Source organism: Shinella sp. H4-D48, from assembly GCF_022637395.1.
Lineage (GTDB): Bacteria > Pseudomonadota > Alphaproteobacteria > Rhizobiales > Rhizobiaceae > Shinella > Shinella sedimenti.
Map to the genome: position 1 here is coordinate 3,131,375 of NZ_CP093337.1, position 17,091 is coordinate 3,148,465.

16 protein-coding genes and 1 tRNA gene are annotated in these 17,091 nt (G+C 63.3%); 8 read left to right on the forward strand and 9 right to left on the reverse strand.

Going from position 1 to position 17,091, the window contains the following annotated elements; all coding sequences use genetic code 11:
* Positions 1-33 precede the first annotated feature (33 nt).
* The 3 genes from MNR02_RS15410 to MNR02_RS15420 all read right to left on the reverse strand — a co-directional run bounded on the left by MNR02_RS15410 (position 34) and on the right by MNR02_RS15420 (position 2,281).
* Complete coding sequence (locus tag MNR02_RS15410; RefSeq protein ID WP_241947408.1) at positions 34-963, reverse strand: carbohydrate kinase; 930 nt, start codon at positions 961-963, stop codon at positions 34-36.
* Between the two features lie 63 nt (positions 964-1,026).
* Positions 1,027-1,725 carry an orotate phosphoribosyltransferase gene (locus MNR02_RS15415; RefSeq protein ID WP_241600078.1) on the reverse strand — a complete coding sequence of 233 codons (699 nt, stop codon included), beginning with the start codon at positions 1,723-1,725 and terminating at the stop codon, positions 1,027-1,029.
* Positions 1,726-1,855: 130 nt separating this feature from the next.
* Complete coding sequence (locus MNR02_RS15420) at positions 1,856-2,281, reverse strand: DoxX family protein (protein ID WP_241947409.1); 426 nt, start codon at positions 2,279-2,281, stop codon at positions 1,856-1,858.
* A gap of 188 nt (positions 2,282-2,469) precedes the next feature.
* Here MNR02_RS15420 and MNR02_RS15425 point away from each other — a divergent pair, with 188 nt between their 5' ends.
* The 3 genes from MNR02_RS15425 (at position 2,470) to MNR02_RS15435 (ending at position 5,319) form a co-directional block, all read left to right on the forward strand.
* Positions 2,470-2,658: a hypothetical protein gene (locus tag MNR02_RS15425; protein ID WP_241600074.1), complete on the forward strand. Its 189-nt coding sequence runs from the start codon at positions 2,470-2,472 to the stop codon at positions 2,656-2,658.
* 98 nt (positions 2,659-2,756) lie between these two features.
* Positions 2,757-3,461 carry a Crp/Fnr family transcriptional regulator gene (locus MNR02_RS15430; protein WP_241947410.1) on the forward strand — a complete coding sequence of 235 codons (705 nt, stop codon included), beginning with the start codon at positions 2,757-2,759 and terminating at the stop codon, positions 3,459-3,461.
* Between the two features lie 16 nt (positions 3,462-3,477).
* Positions 3,478-5,319, forward strand: a complete 1,842-nt coding sequence (locus MNR02_RS15435; protein WP_371746754.1) for a CHASE2 domain-containing protein — start codon at positions 3,478-3,480, stop codon at positions 5,317-5,319.
* Positions 5,320-5,338: 19 nt separating this feature from the next.
* Here MNR02_RS15435 and MNR02_RS15440 read toward each other — a convergent pair whose 3' ends face one another.
* Positions 5,339-5,980: a FecR domain-containing protein gene (locus tag MNR02_RS15440; RefSeq protein WP_241947412.1), complete on the reverse strand. Its 642-nt coding sequence runs from the start codon at positions 5,978-5,980 to the stop codon at positions 5,339-5,341.
* A gap of 166 nt (positions 5,981-6,146) precedes the next feature.
* Positions 6,147-7,181, reverse strand: coding sequence for a proline racemase family protein (locus MNR02_RS15445; protein ID WP_241947413.1), 1,035 nt, complete (start codon positions 7,179-7,181; stop codon positions 6,147-6,149).
* 130 nt (positions 7,182-7,311) lie between these two features.
* Between MNR02_RS15445 and MNR02_RS15450 the strand changes: the two genes are divergently transcribed.
* Complete coding sequence (locus MNR02_RS15450) at positions 7,312-8,118, forward strand: phosphodiesterase (protein ID WP_241947414.1); 807 nt, start codon at positions 7,312-7,314, stop codon at positions 8,116-8,118.
* A 40-nt stretch (positions 8,119-8,158) separates the two neighbouring features.
* Here MNR02_RS15450 and MNR02_RS15455 read toward each other — a convergent pair whose 3' ends face one another.
* From MNR02_RS15455 to MNR02_RS15470, 4 genes are all read right to left on the reverse strand, one after another.
* Positions 8,159-9,415, reverse strand: a complete 1,257-nt coding sequence (locus tag MNR02_RS15455) for an alpha/beta hydrolase (protein ID WP_241947415.1) — start codon at positions 9,413-9,415, stop codon at positions 8,159-8,161.
* A 227-nt stretch (positions 9,416-9,642) separates the two neighbouring features.
* Positions 9,643-9,719 (reverse strand) — tRNA-Arg (locus tag MNR02_RS15460).
* 123 nt (positions 9,720-9,842) lie between these two features.
* Entirely contained in the window at positions 9,843-11,312 is a 1,470-nt protein-coding gene (locus MNR02_RS15465; RefSeq protein WP_371746683.1) for a sensor histidine kinase, read from the reverse strand.
* 188 nt (positions 11,313-11,500) lie between these two features.
* Positions 11,501-13,504 (reverse strand): methyl-accepting chemotaxis protein, encoded by a 2,004-nt coding sequence (locus MNR02_RS15470; protein ID WP_241600059.1) that lies wholly within the window; start codon positions 13,502-13,504, stop codon positions 11,501-11,503.
* Positions 13,505-13,914: 410 nt separating this feature from the next.
* Here MNR02_RS15470 and rpmH point away from each other — a divergent pair, with 410 nt between their 5' ends.
* From rpmH to yihA, 4 genes are all read left to right on the forward strand, one after another.
* Positions 13,915-14,052, forward strand: coding sequence for a 50S ribosomal protein L34 (rpmH, locus tag MNR02_RS15475; protein WP_037405882.1), 138 nt, complete (start codon positions 13,915-13,917; stop codon positions 14,050-14,052).
* Positions 14,053-14,084: 32 nt separating this feature from the next.
* Positions 14,085-14,477, forward strand: a complete 393-nt coding sequence (rnpA, locus tag MNR02_RS15480; protein ID WP_241600056.1) for a ribonuclease P protein component — start codon at positions 14,085-14,087, stop codon at positions 14,475-14,477.
* Entirely contained in the window at positions 14,477-16,276 is a 1,800-nt protein-coding gene (gene yidC / locus MNR02_RS15485; RefSeq protein ID WP_241947416.1) for a membrane protein insertase YidC, read from the forward strand. The genes rnpA and yidC overlap by 1 nt, the downstream gene beginning before the upstream one ends.
* 160 nt (positions 16,277-16,436) lie before the next feature.
* Positions 16,437-17,090 carry a ribosome biogenesis GTP-binding protein YihA/YsxC gene (gene yihA / locus MNR02_RS15490; RefSeq protein WP_241600041.1) on the forward strand — a complete coding sequence of 218 codons (654 nt, stop codon included), beginning with the start codon at positions 16,437-16,439 and terminating at the stop codon, positions 17,088-17,090.
* Position 17,091: the final 1 nt, after the last annotated feature.

Sequence of the window (17,091 nt, forward strand, 5' to 3'; positions counted from 1 at the left end):
GGTGCCAAGCGGCTCCCCTTAGCGGGATGTCGCTCAGGCGAGCCCGATCTCGTTTGCCCAGGGCGGATTGGCGCCCGCGCGGGAGACGGTGACGGCCGCAGCCTTGGCGCCGAGCGCCAGCGCCTTGGCGATCTGCTCCTGCTCGAGCCTGGCCACCTGCTGCTTGGTGAGCAGGTTCTGCATCTTGAGCGAGGCCAGCACGCCGGCATCGAAGGTATCGCCAGCACCAACCGTATCGACAACGCTGACGCGTTCGCTCGGCACCGTCACCTTGTGTTCCGCCGTATAGCCGACGGCGCCGTCGGCGCCACGGGTTACGACGACGAGCTTGGCGCCGTGGTGCAGCCAGTAGCGGGCCAGGGCATCCTCATCGCCATCAAGACCGAACCAGGCGAGATCCTCGTCGGAGAACTTGACGATATCGGCCATCGCCGCCATCCGACGGATCCGGGCCATATGCGCGTCCTTGTCCTTGATGAAGCCGGGGCGGATGTTGGGATCGAGCGAGATGACGCGCTTTCCGTGTTCGCGCTTCAGGAGCGCCTCATAGGTCGTGCCGCAGGGTTCCGGAATGAGGCTGATCGCGCCGAAATGCAGCGCCTCGCACGTATCCCCCAGCGCCGGCAGCTCGGCTTCGGTGATCATGCGCCCGGCTGTGCCTTCGTCATAGAAGGCGTAGGTGGCATGACCATCGACCAGCTTGACGAAGGCGACCGTTGTCGGGCGCGACAGCGTTGCGCAATAGCTGTAGTCGACGCCGCTTTCACGCAGCGTCTTGCGCAGGATATCGCCCATCATGTCATCGGACAGGCCGGTGAAGAAGCCAGTGGGCACGCCGAGGCGGCCGAGCGCGATGGCCGTGTTGAAGATCGCGCCACCGGCATAGGGCGCATAAGCGTCTTCACCGAGCGTCGTCGTCCGCGGCAGCATGTCGATCAGCGCTTCACCACAACACAGGATCATCGAAATTCCTCCAACCGAATTTCAATCGATTTAAACAATCGCGGCGGAAAGCGCCAGCGCTTTTTAGGATGTCGGCAGTTCCGAGACACCACCATGGGCGGCCGACCAGGCCAGTGGCGCATCGAAGAAGGAGGAGACGGAGGCGAGCGTCGCGTCATCGAAGAGCTTTTCCTGACGCGCCACGGCCAGAACATCCCGCCAGGTCGCCACATGATGCAGCTTCACGCCGCCATTGGCATAGCGCGCCTCGGCTTCCTTGAAGATGCCGTAGTAAAACAGCGACATGCCGTGATCGACCACGCCGCCGGCGGCACGGATCGCGTCGATGAAGGTGAACATGGAGCCGCCGACCGTTACGAGGTCCTCGATGACGAGCACGCGCGCGCCTTCTGCCATCACGCCCTCGATCTGCGCATTGCGGCCGTGGCCCTTGGGCTTCTTGCGCACATAGATCATCGGCAGGCTGAGGCGATCAGCAAGGAGGGCGGCGAACGGAATGCCGGCCGTCTCGCCACCGGCGATCACGTCGATACGCTCGAAGCCGACATTGCGGGTAAGGGTCGCGGCGGCGAAATCCATGATGGCCGAGCGGATGCGCGGATAGGACAGCAGCTTGCGGCAATCCATGTAGACCGGGGAGGCCATGCCGGAGGCGAGCTTGTAGGGTTCTTCCGGGCGGAAATGGACCGCCTTGATCTCCCACAGCATGCGGGCCATCAGCTCCGCCATCACGTCTCGGTCCGGAAAGGAATTGGAAAACATCGGCATCTCCCGCAGGGTTCTATCCCCGTGCGCATAGCAGCAAGAGTGTCGGCTTTCCAGCGTTGAGACAACGAAAAACCCTCCCCGGGGAGCGGGAAGGGTTTCTGGAGGATCAGACGGGTGTTCGGGTTCAGGCGGCGCGGCGGGCGTCGACCGAGAGCGAACCGGGGCCGAAGGCGGCAAGCACGAGGAAACCACCGGCAATCGTGATGTTCTTCCACATCATCAGGCCGTTGAAGACCGTGAGCAGGCCGTTTGCGCCTTCCGGGAAATCCGGAATGTTGATAGCGCCGCTGTGGAAGGTGAGTGCGGTGAACACGCAGAAGGCGGCGAGCAGGTAGGCCGTGATCTTCGTCTGGAAGCCGACGAGGATGAAGAGGCCGCCGACGAGTTCGAAGATGCCGGCAATGTAGGCGAGCGCGGTCGCGGCCGGCAGGCCGGCACCGGCGATCATGCCGGCGGTGCCGGCGGGATCGAGCAGCTTGGGATAGCCCGCAGTGATGAACATGAGGGCGAGGAGGATGCGTCCGACGAGGACGACGGCGTTTTGCGGCATGGAAAGCTCCTGAAGCTTCGTTGTTTGCGTTGGCGACAGAGATAGCAGCTTTCATTCGTCAAGCTAGCCGGTCGTTCGGAAGACAGATTGTTCACTTTTTGAGAACGAACTTCTGTTCCCGCCGGAACAGAGCGGCACATGGGACCATGCGAGAAGGGTGCATACCGCCTGCCCTTTCAGGAGAGATCATGCGTCCCACCCTGCTCGCCCTCGCCCTTGCCGGCGTCTTGTTCCCCTTCACTCCAGCCAGCCACGCGGACGCTTCTTACGGCGAAGGCTATTACGGGCACTATCAGCAGAATTGCATCACCAAGCGCATCCGAACGGCGGATGCCTATGGAAGGCCCGTCACGAAGCGCGTGCGCATCTGCGGATAGCAGCCGCCAGGGCACGTTCTTTTCTGTTGCAAGCGCCCGGCTGCTGGGCGAAGATTTCCGCCGGGTGGCGCATTTGGCGCCGGCCGGGGGCCGCGGACATGAACGAGATCAACAAGAGTGCCGCATTCTGGCGTTCCTTTCCGATTTTCGAGGGTTTCAGCAAGGAGACGATCGGCGAGATCGCTGCGATCGCGACCTATCGCAAATGGCCGGCGGGAACGGTGATCTTCCAGCGCGGCGACGAGGGCACCTATCTCATCGTGCTTGTCACCGGCCGCATCAAGCTCTCCCTCATCACGCCACAGGGCAAGGAACTGTCGTTGCGTCAACTCGAACCGGGCGCCGTGCTCGGTGAGATGGCGATCCTCGACGGCCAGCCGCGTTCGGCGGATGCGACCGCGGCGGTGGCGACGGAAGGCTATGTCATCGCAAAGCGCGATTTCCTCGACCTGCTCGCCCGCAACCCGGCGGCCGCACAGGCCGTTATCCACTATCTCTGCACCAAGCTGCGCGAAACGACGGAACAGCTGGAAACAATCGCGCTCTACGACCTCGATGCACGGGTCGCCCGCTTCTTCCTCGCTACGCTGCGCAACATCCACGGAGAGGAACTGCCTGACAGCGCCAATCTCCAGATCGCACTGAGCCAGACTGAAATCGCCGGCATTCTCGGCGCGAGCCGACCGAAGATCAACCGCTCGATCCTCGCGCTGGAGGAAGCCGGCGCCATCCGGCGCAAGGACGGCATCATCCAGTGCCATGTCAGACGGCTTTACGGCATAGCAGAGCCGGACGACGACTAGGCTGCCGAAAGCAATGATCGCAAAGAGATACAGGTCCCTCGCCGCTGGCCTCATTGCCAGCCTTGCCGGCGCGCTGGCGCTTCTTGCCCTGGGCGAGACGGCGCTGGAGCGGCAGCGCGAATTCTATTTCGACGCGCTCACCCAGGCGGTTCCGGCCACCCGAAGCGACCGCATCGTCGTCGTCGATATCGACCGCAAGGCCTTCCAGAGCGTGCCGAACCGCGACTGGACACGGGCCGAGACGGCAACGCTTGTCGAAAGGCTTGCGGCCGCCAAACCCGCCGCCATTGCCTTCGACTTCATCTTCAGTACGGATTGCGCGCCTGACGTGCCCGCCAATGCGGCGTTGGCGCAGGCCATCGGCAAGGTGCCGACCGTCCTCGGCTTCCTGATCGGCGAAACGCTCGATGGTGCGCCGCGCCCCGTACCGAAGCTTGCGTTGCACCGGCCCGTCGACGTGCCGGACCTCTGGTTCGTCGAGGGCACGGAAAGTTCATGCACCTTCCTTCAGGACCGCTCATCGGCAGCGGCAGCCGCCTTCCTCGTCGGGGACGAGGATGCGGTGGTTCGACGTGTGCAGGCCTATGCGATCGTCGGGAATGCAGCCTATCCCGCGCTTGGCGTGGAGGTGGCCCGGCTTGCAGCGGGGGCGCGAACACCCGTGCTGGGCGGCAAGCCGGCTTGGCTTCGCCATGACAGCCGCGTCCTGCGGCTCGATGAGGACGGCAGCCTGCGCTTCGTTGCAAGCGGTGCCGGGGCCATCGCGGCACGTACCTTCTCCGCCGCCGATGTGGTGGCCGGCACAGTGCCTGCGGAGAAGCTTGCCGGCAAGGTCGTGCTGATCGGCAGCAGCCTGCCCAATCTGGGTGGGCTGCGCACCAGCGCTTCGATGCCGCTCGAGCCATCCGTGCAGATCCACGCCGACCTGGCGGACGCCATCCTGACCGGCCACATCCCGACGCGCGATCCGCTTCTGCCCCCCGTCGAAGCCGGCTTTGCTCTGTTTGCCGGTGCAGCCGCGGCGCTTGCGGCGGCGCGTCTTCGGCCGCTCGGCGCCGCGGTTTCCGGCCTCGGCCTGATCGGACTCATCTTCGGCGCGTCGGTGCTGCTCTACGAGCGAACCGGCCTGCTTTCCGATGCGATCGGCGTATCGCTTATCGTTGCCACGGCCGCGCTCGTCACCGGCCTCATGCAATACGCCCATGTTCGGCGCGCGGAAGCGACAGCCCGGCAGCGTTTTGCGCAATATCTGCCGCAATCGGTCGTCTCGCGCTATATCGACAATCCCGACATGGGGCGTGTGGCGGGCGAGGCACGGCAGGTGACGGCGCTTTTTACCGATATCGAGGGCTTCTCTGCACTGGCGCAGAAGATAGGCCCACACGATCTCGTCAAACTGCTCGACATCTACTTCGCCGAGGTCAACGCGCTCGTTGCCCGCCACGGCGGCATGGTGGACAAGGTGGTGGGCGATGCGGTGCATGCTCTTTTCAACGCGCCTGATGATCTGGAAGGCCATGTCGACAAGGCGCTGGCCTGCGCCGACGAAATCCGCGCGCTGACCGAAGAGATGCGCCACCGGCCGCTGTTCCTCGAACAGGCCTTCGGCCGGACCCGCATCGGCATCGAGACGGGCATCGCCGTGTTGGGCGAAGTCGGTGCGGGCGGCAGGCTCGACTATACGGCCCATGGCGATGCCGTGAACCTCGCCGCGCGGTTGCAGGACGCCAACAAGTTCCTGGGCACGCAGATCTGCATCGGCCCGCGCGCCGCGAGCGAAGCCAGTCGAACACTCCGTCCCATCGGCAGCCACGAAATCCGCGGCTTCGGGACGATGGCGCTGTTCACGCTCGACTAGAATATTTGCGTTCGCAGCCTTATCCGGCCCCTACACTGGCATAGGCTTCGCGGATGCGCGCTTGGCCCCATCGGGCCACGGCCGTGGGTGCGGCGCCGGGTGCAGCGAAATCCACGCCCTCGCCGCGGCCGACCTGACGTGTCACGCCATCGCCAGTGACCTCGACCAGCCCGTGTTCCACGAAGACGGCGAAGGCCGCATCACGGCTCGGGCCGGCGAAGAATTTCGTGCCGCGCACGCCGATCATGCCGAAGGCGGTGCGCATGCTGAAATCGATCTTGGTAAGCCCCTCGGCACGGTCGAACATCATCTGGCCGGTGCCGAGCTCGATCGTTCCGCCCTGCCCGGCGATGAAGCTGTCGATCAGCAGTTCTGTCTCACTGCCAAGAAGCAGGCTCGTATCGTCGCCCAGCGCCAGGGCCGCGAAACTCTCCTTGCCGGTCGCCACGAAATCGCGGTCCATCAGGCTCGCGCCAGCGCTCAGGCCCTCCAGATGGCCGGCCTGCCGGCGCGTCACATCGCCGGTGATCTTGACGGCCTTGCCGATGACGGTATTGGCCTGCGCCGCTCCGACCCCGGCCCCCATGAGCGTCAGCGCCCCGCCGGCCAGGAAGAGCCGTCGCCCGAAAAGGCGTGGGTTCAGTGCATGGGACGGTCTCATGACATGTCTTTCGCTTCGATATACGTGGCGCGGACTTGAACCGATGGCGGCGGCGGCGTCAACCGCCCAACCCGCTTGGGCCATCTCCTTATGCGCCGATCCGGCCGCGCCCTCTGTTTCCACGGAGACAGCAACCGTTTCACCAGACGCTAAAGCTCGCGTCCGGTCAGACGATCTCGCCGGCCTGCGGGCCCCAGGTGTCCGTCATGGCAAAACCGTTTGCCAAGGGATCGGTCGGGTCGAGCGCAATCTGGTGCAGGCCGAAGGTCCAGCCGCGGCCGGTAATGCTGGGAATGATCGCAGGGCGGCCGGCAACCATGGCCTCCGCCTCCAGTCCGACCTCGAATTCCGTGCCGATGATCGAACGCGAGCGGAACGTATCGCCAACCTTGGCGAGGCCGCGGGCGTGAAGCGTGGCAAGATTGGCGGAATTGCCGGTGCCACAGGGCGAGCGGTCCACGCGGCCGGGCCACATGGTGGTGGCGGTGCGCACGAGACCATCAGGATCGCGATCGCGGAACATCACATAGGCGATGCCGCTGATCTCGGGAATCTCGGGATGCACGACCTTCATGGAACGATTGATGAGATCCTTCAGTACCATGCCGGCATCCACCAGCGCGCGGGCATTGGCCTTTTCGATCTTGGTGCCGATCTGATCGACATCCACAAGCGCATAGAAGATGCCGCCGTACGAGATATCGAAGCGCACGCGGCCCCAATGGGGCGTGTCGATCTCCACGTCCAGCGCCTCGACGAAGGAGGGCACCATGGTGAGCCGGACCTTTTCGCAGCGCCCGTCACGGCAGGTCGCCGTCGCCTTGACGAGGCCGGCGGCGGTATCGAGCACGACGACCGTCTCCGGCTCCTTCATCTCGACGATACCGGATTCCAGGAGCGCCGTCGTGACACAGATCGAATTCGAGCCCGACGAGGCATGCGCCTGATCGGCCTGGAGGATGATGAAGCCGGCATCGGCCTCCGGGCGCTTGGCCGGCAACAGCAGATTGACGGAGCCTGTCGCCGCCGCGCGCGGCTCGAGGCAGAGAAAGCGGCGCAGGCTGTCGTCGACCGTGTTGATGTGATTGAGCTGCTCGGCGATCGTGTTGCCGGGGATTTTCGGCACACCGCCGATCGCCACTTTGCCGATTTCGCCTTCGCAGTGAACGTCCAGCAGCTGGATCGTGCGCTTCCATCTCATATCGATATCTCCGCTCCACCGGCTGGCCGGCTCTCCTAGTCTGATATATCAGATTGTCGCCCGTTCCAACCGCTTTTCATGCTGCCGGTTTGCACGCTACGAAAGTGGTCTGCGCGCCACGGGATTCTCCATGACAAAACTCATCGTTTTCACCGACTTGCACATGGTGCCCGAAGGCGCCACGATCATCGGCCTCGACCCGTACGGCAGGCTGCTTGCAGGCATCGAGCACGTCAACCGCTATCATGCGGATGCCGACCGGGTGATCTTCATGGGTGACCTGACGCATCGCGCCGACCAGCCGTCCTACGAGCGCCTGCGGGACCTTCTCTCGCTGATGACGCCGCCGGCCGCTATCACCATCGGCAACCACGATCATCGCGCGCGTTTTCTGGAAAGCTTTTCCCGTGTGCAGCCGGACGAACACGGCTTCATCCAGCAGGTGATCGATTTCGACGACTGCCGCGTCGTGCTGCTCGACACCTTGTTTGCTCCGCCCTACGACTATCCGATGAGCCATGCCGGCTATCTGTGCGAAACGCGCCTCGCCTGGTTCGACCGGGCGCTGGCCGGCGCGGGCGGGCGGCCCGTGCTCATCTTCATGCACCACCCGCCGCACGAGACAGGCTTCACCGGCATGGACGCCATTCGCCTGGGCAACGAGGATGCCTTCTACGAGTTGGTGCTGAAACACGGCAATGTCCGCCACATCTTCGCCGGCCACGTGCATCGCACGATCGGCGGGTCGCATCGCGGCATTCCCTTCTCCATCTTCAAGAGCCCCGTGCATCAGGAGCCGATGCCGTTCGACACGCCCGACACCTCGCTTTCGGTGGACGAGCCTGCCGCCTACGGCATCGTCGTCGTGACGCAGGAAGGGCTTCAGGTCCACACCGAGGACTACGAGATCGCCGGGCGCGACGTGGCAATCGCCTGACGGCGGTTCAGGCAAGCAGGCCCCGAACGGCCCCGCCGCATCACTGCCCGACGGCGGTTGTCGTCGTGTCTTCGACGGAATTGCCGAGGCGTCGCCACTGATCTTCGTAGTTACGGCGCGTCACCGGATCGAAGACGGCGATAGGTGTCGAGACCGCGATGCTCGCGGCACTGCCGACCGTCTGCGCCGTGCCAAGAGCGACCGCGCCGAGGCGCTCGCCGAGACCGACCTCGGAATCCGTTACCGACTGGCCGTCGATCAGGCGATTGCCGATGAGGCGAACCACCTCCGGGCTTTCGGCGAATTTTCCATGGTTGAGGCGGTCGCCGGATTTCAGCGCCGTCAGGTCGAGCACGGTAATGCCCTGCTTCTCCAGCATGGTCCGGTAGGGTTCTTCGGCCGGATTGATCTGGCCGAGCCGGTCGATATTGCCGGAGATGCGGCGCGACAGCGTCAGCGCGCGGTCATCGCGAGAGACGAAGAGAGTAAAATTCGGGCGATCCTTGCTGTCCTTGCCGATGGCCCGCATCTGCTGGCCGAACACATCGACGTCGAGATCGGGCGACGCGAGAATGACCTGCTGGATCTTCTTCGGCACGCGACCGTCGCGGATCGCCATCTGGCGCAGCGTTTCCACGGCAAGCCAGGTGCCCATGGAATGCGCCATGATGGTGATTTCACCGACCTGTGGGGTGTTGACGGCAGCCCGCAGCAACTCCTCCAGAGCATCGCGCGAATAGTTGGTGCTTTCCTTGTCGTAGGAATAATCGAAGATGCTGGCGCGCGAGGGCCAGGTGAAGATCACCGGTGCCGCATCGGTCTTGGAGTCGTGCACGATCTGCGCAAAGCGGTAGACGGCGTCCTCATAACGGTTGTTGAAGCCGTGCACGAAGATCAGCACCCGGCGGCTCTTCGGCAGATTGCGGCCGAGCCAGAGGCGAGCAGACTTCGCACCATCGACCGGCTTCACGCTGACCGTGGAAAAATCCTTCATGGGATCGGCGGGCAGCTTCTTGGGCCATTGCACCTGGCCGACCTTGCGCCTGTCATCGGGCGGTATCGACACGACGATGTCGCTGAGCGCCAGCTCCGAGCCGCGCTCGCCGGAAAACAGAACGCCGGGCTGGCTGGAGGGCGCGCGCGTGGTCGCAACCAGCAGATCGACGGTGGATACGCCCGGGGTGACCGTTCCGCTCGGCACCAGAACACCCTCCGGCCGACCGGCACAGCCGGCCAGCACGATGAGCCCGGCGAATATCACACGTCGCAACATGCGCGGCACCTCGCGGTTCGTCATGTCCCGCTTCCTTCACTTTCCCGTTTCGCCGGCGCCTGAAAGCTCCGCTCGCTCCTGCTTAGCCGAGCAGCGGGCGCTTTTGAAGAGAAGGCATGCGGGCGCGCGCTCACAGTCGCGCAAGGAACCGTCCCCGTGACATATCGGTCACGGGCGGAAAAGCTGCATTGGTGAACGAACGCGCAAAGAAGCGCATCGGTCACCGGCTTGCAGAATGTCGATTGGAAGAATGGCGCACCCGAAGAGATTCGAACTCCTGACCCCCAGATTCGTAGTCTGGTGCTCTATCCAGCTGAGCTACGGGTGCGCTGGCAGTGGCGGGTTTATTGCCCGGCTGCGAGGCGGTTCTCTAAAGGGTGCTTCGGGTTATTGCAAGCGCCTTTCGGAGAAAAATGTATTTTTTTCATTGCGGCACCTCGTGCTGACGAGGTTACGCGCGGTGGCGGAAGGCATCCAGCGGGACGGGACGGTCAGGAAGCTCGATGCGGAAGAGCGTGCCGGGCGTGACCTTTTCCACAAGCGCGATCGTGCCGCCATGCGCAAGCACCAGTTCGCGGGCGATCGCAAGGCCCAGCCCCGTCCCGCCGGAGCGAACAGAGCCCCGGAAGGCCTTGAACAGGTTCTCGCGCGCCTTTTGCGGCATGCCGGGCCCGTTGTCCTCGATAGCGATAGACACGACGCTGCCGGTGCGCAGACCCGTGACGATGACTGTGCGGCGCGCGGCGGAAATTTCCTGCGACAGCGCCTCGACCGCGTTGCGGCAGAGATTGTGGATGACACGAAAGAGCTGCTCGCCATCCGCATCGACCTGAAGGGCCGATTCGACCTCCACGACGAAATCGATGTCGCCGCGCGCATCCAGTGCGAGCACCTCGGAGACCTCCTGCACCAGCGGCCGCAGCGAAACGAATCGGCGGCGCGGCTCCGGCTCGCGCATGCGGCCATAGGACATGACCTCGTTCGTATAACCGACAGCGCGGTCGATACTGCGCAGAAGCTTCGGCGCAACGCGCTTGACCACGGGATCGTCGACATCCGACAGGCGGTCGGACATGAGCTGCGCCGAGGACAGGATGTTGCGCATGTCGTGGTTGATTTTCGAAACCGCGAGACCGAGGTCCGCGAGGTTCTTCTGTTCTTTCAGCGTGCGTTGCAGCGTCTGCTGCATGGCCGCCAAGTGGATGCCTGCGACGGCGATTTCGTCGCGCCCGCCGGACGGACGCAGAACGCGGGCGGGATTGGACGGATCGGCGGCGAATTCGCGGATATTGGCCGTCATGCCACGCACCGGGCGGATCAGCAGTCGGTTGAGCGCGAAGAAGATCGGGGCGGCCGTAACAAGCGAAATGAACAGGGAGAGGAAGAAGACGTTGCGCGCGTAGCGCAACATGGCACGGCGCAGGGCGCCGTCGTCGAGAAGCAGTTCGATACGCGTCGTCGTCTCTCCCACGGGGCCGTAGACGCGGATGACCCGGTTGCCGCCGAAAAGCAGCGTATCGAAGGCATCGTAAACGGCGGTGAGCGTCGAGACATCCGACAGATCATATTGCGCGTCCACAGTCGGCGGCATATCGATCGCGGCGACCATACGCGAGGCATCGGCCTTCTTAAGCACGATCGCCTTGGCGCCCGTCGCCAACAGCGTCTCCTGCTGCACGGAGCGCGGCAGCTCCTGATCCGGCAGGCCTTCAATGACGACACTCGCGGCAGCGGCGGTGTTCAGCCGGTCGCGCAGCCACATCAGCCGCATATTGGCGACCGAAGGCACGAAGATCAGGATTTCAGCGATCAGAACGAAAATCGCCGTCACGAGGAGGAGCCTGCCGGAAAGCCCCGACAGAAAGCCGACTTTCGGCACCGGCATCTCGGCCAAGGACGGCGTTCCGTCTCTGTCCACCATGTCTCAACTCCCGGGCCCGGCCACACGATGCGCCACCACACAGGCACCGCTCGGCGGCGCGTTCTCGATAACGACCGCGAGCCAATTATAGGAGATTACGGCAATTTTTCCAACGGAGCGCCGAGCAATGAAAAACGCGGCGATCCTGCGACCGCCGCGTTCGATTTTGAGATGGCTTCAGCCTTCGATCAGAATTCTTCCCAGTTCTCCTGGACCGCGGCGGCCGATGCAGCGCCACCGCCGCCGAAGGCGCGGGCGACATTGCCCATCATGCGCCGGGCCGGCGATTCGACCGGGCGCGTCTCCGTGCGGGCGACAGCGATGCGCTGGAGCGCGTCGCCGGTGCGGAAGCGGGCGACCAGGTCGGCGAGGCCGTCGGCTTCCGCCTTGAGCTTGTGGGTCGCGGCCGAGGTCTCCTCGACCATAGCGGCATTGTGCTGGGTGACCTGATCCATCTGGTTGATGGCGGTGCTGACTTCCTGGAGCCCTGTCGCCTGCTCGCGGGCGGCCGTGGCAATCGAGTGGATGCGATCGTTGATGGTCACGACGCGCCCCTCGATGTCGGTCAGTGCCGCACCCGTTTCCTGCACGTACTTGACGCCGACGGACACCTCGTCGGAAGACTTGGTGATCAGCCCCTTGATGTCCTTGGCCGCACTGGCGGCACGCTGTGCGAGCTCACGCACTTCCTGCGCGACGACAGCGAAGCCCTTGCCGGCCTCGCCCGCGCGGGCAGCCTCGACACCGGCATTAAGGGCCAGCAGGTTGGTCTGGAAGGCGATCTCGTCGATCACGGAAATGATCTGGCTGATCTCCGACGAAGCCTGCTCGATACGGCCCATGGCATCGATGGCATTGCGCACGATGGTGCCGGACTGCTTGGCGCTCTGCGTCGCCTCGGCGACCATGCGGCTCGCCTCGCCTGCCTGATCCGTCGAGTTCTTCACGGCGACGGTGATCTCGTCGAGTGCAGCGGAGGTTTCCTCAAGGGCCGCAGCCTGCTGTTCGGTGCGCTTCGACAGATCGTCGGATGCGGTGCGCAGCTCGCCGGAATTGGCGTTGATCGCATCGGTGGACGAACGCACCTCACGCATCGTGCGCTGGAGCGTGGCCAATGTCGCGTTGACGTTCTGCTGCAGTTCGGCGAACGCCCCGCGGAAGCTGCCGCTCATGGTCTGCGTGAGATCGCCCTCGGACAGCGCGCCGATGACGCGGCGGGTTTCGGCAATGCCTTCCTCAACGCCGGCCACGAGTTCGTTGACGCTGCGCGCGAACCGGTTGAGGTCGTCGTTGTCGTAGTCCTTGTTGATGCGCGAGGAGAAGTCACCGGCTGCCGCGGCATGTACGACGGTGGCGATGGAGGACTGGAGGTCGGCGCTCTTCTCGCGCAGAACCTGTTCCTGCGCATTGAGATCGCGCACGGTGATGGCGTTCTGGCGGAAGACGGCCACCGCGGCTGCCATCTCGCCGATCTCGTCCTGACGGCCGGCATAGGGCACTTCGGTCGCGAGATCGCCGCCGGCAAGACGGTTCATGGTGTCCGTGACCTTCTGGATCGGACGGCTCAGCTCGTTGGTCGCGATGTAGAAGGCTGCACCGCCACCGACGGCCAGGCCAACGCCGATCGTTCCCAGAACCAGGGTGAGCATGAGCGTTTCGAATGCGGCGACGTCGCTTTTGATCGCGCTCAGATTGGCGTTATCGGTTTCGACGACGGCGTCGATTTCCTTCTGGAAAGCCTTGCGGTTGGCGCGGTTGCTCTCGTTGTTGCCCTGCTCGTTTGCGGCAACGGGTGAAACCTGCGTACCAAGGCGTGCCGTTTCCGAGCGGAAGGTGCGGAATTCGGCAGCACGGGCGACGACCGCATCGAAGGCGGCCTTCTGGGATTCAGGCACGAGCGGACGCCAGTCGTTCAGCGTCTTGTCGATGCCGTCGAGTTCCTTGCTGATTCCGTCGGCGAACTTCTTCGCACTCTCGCTGTCCTTGGAGGCATAGATGCCACGGGCTTCCATCACGACGGCCGTGACCTGGCGGTTCAGGTGCTCGCCCAGGAAGGCGCGGTCGGAGGCGTTCTGATACCGGCCGAGCTTGGCGCTGTATTCGGACACCACATGAACGGCGATTCCACCAACAAGCACAGAAACGAGCCCCATCATGCCCACGATGAGATAGATCTTTCCCCGTATTTTCACGTCATACTCCAATAGGTAAGCGGAACGGCAAGATGGCACGATCCAGCTCACCCCCTCGGGGAGAAATGTAAGTTTCAAAGGTTAATTAGATTTTGATGAAAATCCCCTCATTTTCGGCCTGAAGGTCTTTGAAGACGGGTACTTAGTGAATACCTGCGGAGATTTTCATCACGCGACGCTCAGCCCACTAAACAGCCGCGACGTTTCACAACCCTTGAGGGAAACAGCATTAACGACTTGGACCGGCAGCGCGACGTCAGGCCCACAATTGACTTTCGACCGTTTTTGCCCTTATAAGCCGGCCACGTTCGGAAAGCTCGGCTTCCCGTGAGGGATAACCGTTGCCGGACAGAAACGCTGCTTGCTAAAACGCAAACCCAAGAAGGGCCGCACACCGCGGTATTAAATAAATGTCCAAGCGTACCTACCAACCCTCCAAGCTTGTTCGCAAGCGTCGTCATGGCTTCCGTGCCCGCATGGCAACGAAGGGCGGCCGCAAGGTCCTCTCCGCTCGCCGTGCACGCGGTCGCGCTCGTCTCTCGGCCTAAGCCGTGCTTGCCCGAACAGAGGCGACGGGCATATGACGAAAACTGTTGGAAAATCCACTGTCGGACGGCTGAAAAGCCGTCCGCAGTTTCTTTTTGTGCGCGAGGGCGAGCGCCGCAGGGGACAGCTGTTCCTTCTCGAAGTGCGCGACCGGCAGATGCCGGAGGAGCCCCCTCGCGTCGGCTTCACCGTTACGAAGAAGCATGGCAACGCCGTCGAGCGCAATCGCATGCGCCGCCGCCTCAAGGAGGCGGTGCGGCTATCCGCCGGGTTTGCAATGGAGCCCGGACACGACTATGTGGTTGTCGCCAGACGGGACGTGTTACACGCGCCCTTCAAAACCCTAAAAGCGAGCCTGAAAGACCGGATCGCAACAGGTAAGAAACAGAAGCGGCAGCAATCCTCAGCTGCTCCCGGGAAAGAGTGATGGAAAAGAACCGCAATTATTTCGTGGCGATCGCACTGTCCGTGCTGATCCTCGTCGCCTGGCAGTTCCTGTATGTGAACCCGAAGCTGGAAAAGGATCGCGCCGCGCTGGAAGCCCAGCAGGCCACCCAGACACAGCAGCAGACAACGACGACGACCGACGGCACCACGCCTGCGGTGAGCACGAGCGGAACGCTGCCCGGCGCGACGGCGACAGGCACGGCCACCGAGGCGCGTGATACCGCGCTTGCGAAATCCGCGCGCGTCGAAATCGACACACCCGCGCTTTCCGGCTCCATCAACCTGACGGGCGCGCGCTTCGACGACCTGAAGCTCAAGGAATTTCACGAGACGGTCGACAAGTCGAGCCCGATCATCACCCTGCTCAGCCCGGCTGAGACCGAACACGGCTACTTTGCCGAAATCGGCTATGTCGGCAGCGATGCGACCGGCACTGTTCCGGGGCCCCAGACGGTGTGGACGCAGGACGGCTCCGGCAAGCTGACGCAGACGACCCCGGTGAAGCTGACCTTCACCAACGACAAGGGCGTTACCTTCACCCGCACGATCTCGGTCGATGAACATTACATGTTCACCATCAACGACAGCATCGAGAACCGCACGGATGCGGCCATCGCGCTGTCGCCCTACGGCCGCTCGACGCGCTTCTTCAAGCCGACCGATCCGTCGGTCTACGTCCTGCACGAAGGCTTCATCGGCGTGCTCGGCGACCTCGGCCTGCAGGAAGTGAAGTACAGCAAGACCGAGGACAACACGACCGTCACGCCCGGCAAGGCGACCGGCGGCTGGCTCGGCATCACAGACAAGTACTGGGCGACGGCGCTCGTACCGCCGCAGGCCACACCTTACGAGACGCGCTTCTCGCACTTCACCGACGGCCGTTCGCGCTACCAGGCGGATTATCGCCAGGACGACATCACCGTCGCGCCGGGCCAGACGATCGAAGTCAAGAACCTGTTCTTCGGCGGCGCCAAGGAAGTGCCGATCATCGACCAGTACGAGAAGACCTATGCGATCCCGCAGTTCGACCTGATGATCGACTGGGGCTGGTTCTGGTTCTTCACCAAGCCGATGTTCCAGCTGATGGACTTCTTCTTCCGCTATTTCGGCAATTTCGGCATCGCGATCCTGATCACCACGATCGTCGTGAAGGGCCTGTTCTTCCCGCTCGCCAACAAGCAGTACGCTTCCATGGCGAACATGAAGAAGATGCAGCCGAAGATGGAGGAGCTGAAGGCCAAGCACGGCGACGACCGCATGGCGCTGCAACAGGCCATGATGCAGCTCTACAAGGAAGAGAAGATCAACCCGCTGGCCGGCTGCTGGCCGATCTTGCTGCAGATCCCGGTGTTCTTCGCGCTCTACAAGGTCATCTACGTGACCATCGAGATGCGCCATGCACCGTTCTTCGGCTGGATTCAGGACCTGTCCGCGCCTGATCCGACCTCGATCTTCAACCTGTTCGGCCTGCTGCCTTTCGCGGTGCCGCACATGCTGATGATCGGTGTTTGGCCGATCATCATGGGCATCACCATGTTCCTGCAGATGCGCATGAACCCGACGCCGCCGGATCCGACCCAGGCGATGATCTTCACCTGGATGCCGCTGGTCTTCACCTTCATGCTGGCGACCTTCCCGGCCGGCCTCGTGATCTACTGGGCTTGGAACAACACGCTCTCGATCATTCAGCAGGCGATCATCATGAAGCGCCAGGGCGTGAAGATCGAGCTGTTCGACAATCTCAAGGGCTTGTTCAGCAAGAAACCGAAACCATCCTGACGACTGGTCAGGCGACGATTGCAAAATCCGGCCTCGCGCCGGGTTTTCTTTTGCGCGGCGCTACTTCTCTCGCTCGGCACCGCGCTGTGGTGGCAGCGTCGCGCTTGACATTCTCGGCCAAAACCGGGAAGCGGAGGGCCTGAAACAAAGGCAGGACGCAATGACCGAGACGACGACGCCCGGCGAAAAGCCCCTCTTCGGACGTCCGTGGATCTTCATCCGCGGCGTGCCGGCCATGAAATTCCTGCCGCCAGAGGGTCCGCCGGAGATCGCCTTTGCCGGGCGTTCGAATGTCGGCAAGTCGTCGCTAATCAATGCGCTCGTCGGCCACAAGGGGCTCGCGCGCACCTCGAATACGCCCGGCCGCACGCAGGAACTCAACTACTTCGTGCCGGATGGTTTTTCCGGTGCGGCAGATGACCTTCCGCCCATGGCGCTCGTCGACATGCCGGGGTACGGCTACGCCCAGGCGCCGAAGGAACAGGTGGATGCCTGGACCAAGCTCGTCTTCGACTATCTGCGCGGCCGCTCCACGCTCAAGCGCGTCTATGTGCTGATCGACAGCCGCCACGGCGTCAAGAAGAACGACGAGGAGGTTTTCGCGCTGCTCGACAAGGCCGCCGTCTCCTACCAGATCGTGCTGACCAAGACGGACAAGATCAAGGATGCCGGCGTGCCGCGCCTCATCGAGGAAACCCGGCAGCAGATCCTGAAGCACCCGGCCGCTTATCCAGAAGTGCTGGCGACATCATCGGAAAAGAGCCGCGGGCTCGATGATCTGCGCAATGCCATCCTGACGGCGATCGCGCGTTGAT